Here is a 1,118-nt window from a genome sequence, read left to right on the forward strand (position 1 = left end):
TTAATAATCTATATATGAATTCAACTGCAAATTGCCAATCTTTGTTTCCTTGACCATGCGATGCAAAATGCATTGGAAAATAACCATCTAATGCTAAATACTCAAATTCGCATTGAATATTTTCTGCTGTCTCTAAATTCATTAAAACATCCTTATCTAGCAGGGAATTTAAATTTTAACTCTGTTGGCTTGCCTTTTAAATTAATATTTAAGTTATTTAATGTTGGGTCAGGCGTTGTTCCTGTGCCAAGGTAACGGTTGTTCCTTTTCGCCCTCGTTCTCGCGGCGGTTTTTCATCCAGCCGCTAAAGTGCTCGGTGTCGGAAATAACGGCACTGCCGATGCCGGAAGAAACTTGGCGCTCGCTCTGGCTTTGGCGGTGTTCGGCAGCACGGATGTCGATGTCGCCGCCGGCTTTAAGCAGCAGGTCGTCTTGGGAGACCAGACTGCTGCCGCTGACGGCGATATTGCCTTTTTCGGCAAGCAGACGGGTTTTACCGCCCACGGACAGGGTGCTGCCGCTGATGCTGCCGATCTCGCCCGCAGCCTGCCCCTGATCGTTAAAGGTGCCGAAGGGGGTGATATGGTCGCGGTTGTCGATGGAGAAACCGCTGCGCTTGCTGCTGCCGGTTTGCCGGCGGCTGTCGGCCGCGGCCAGCAGTCGGATGTCGTCGCGGGCATACAGCAGGGCATCGCCTTCGGCGGAGATTTGTGCGCCTTTGGCTTCGATGTTGCTTTCGGTGGCACGGATGCTGAGATGGCGGCCGGCTGTCAGCGAGCTGCCGACGGCTTCGGCGCTGCTGCCATCCTGCACCTGCGTGCTGCTGCGGCGGCGGCGGGCACAATCAGAGTCGAACCGAAACCGAGCAGCAGGCTGAAAGCCAGCGTGCCCAAATGCAAACGACAGCCTGAATGGGGTTTCGGGCTGCCTTTAATCTGCATTATGGAATCATGATTAGCCATACGGGTTTTCTGTTTTTTGCTTTTCTTCTTTAAACCATTGTTCAAAAATATTACCCGGTGTTAAATCATCTCTATGCGAGAAAAATTTTTCATATGAATAATTAGCGGATGCTTTCTGATTTACATTGTCATATATGAGTTTCAACTGAGTTGGAA

2 protein-coding genes and 1 pseudogene are annotated in these 1,118 nt (G+C 50.4%); all 3 read right to left on the reverse strand.

The genetic code is table 11. The features are described from left to right. Positions 1–152: 152 nt before the first annotated feature. A pseudogene (locus ACTHUM_RS14935) lies at positions 153–260 on the reverse strand (adhesin); the annotation flags it as partial. Continuing rightward, positions 229–813: a hemagglutinin repeat-containing protein gene (locus ACTHUM_RS14940; protein WP_440403284.1), complete on the reverse strand. Its 585-nt coding sequence runs from the start codon at positions 811–813 to the stop codon at positions 229–231. The gene ACTHUM_RS14940 and the pseudogene ACTHUM_RS14935, both read right to left, overlap by 32 nt. After that, on the reverse strand, positions 771–962 hold the full coding sequence (locus ACTHUM_RS14945) for a hypothetical protein (protein ID WP_107792511.1): 192 nt from the start codon (positions 960–962) through the stop codon (positions 771–773). The genes ACTHUM_RS14940 and ACTHUM_RS14945 overlap by 43 nt, the downstream gene beginning before the upstream one ends. Between the last annotated feature and the right edge of the window lie 156 nt (positions 963–1,118).

It is taken from the genome of Neisseria sp. P0021.S006 (assembly GCF_051956895.1).

Bases quoted from the DNA above. Each gene is read 5' to 3' on its own strand.
- ACTHUM_RS14945 (WP_107792511.1), bottom strand. From the start codon at position 962: ATGGCTAATCATGATTCCATAATGCAGATTAAAGGCAGCCCGAAACCC.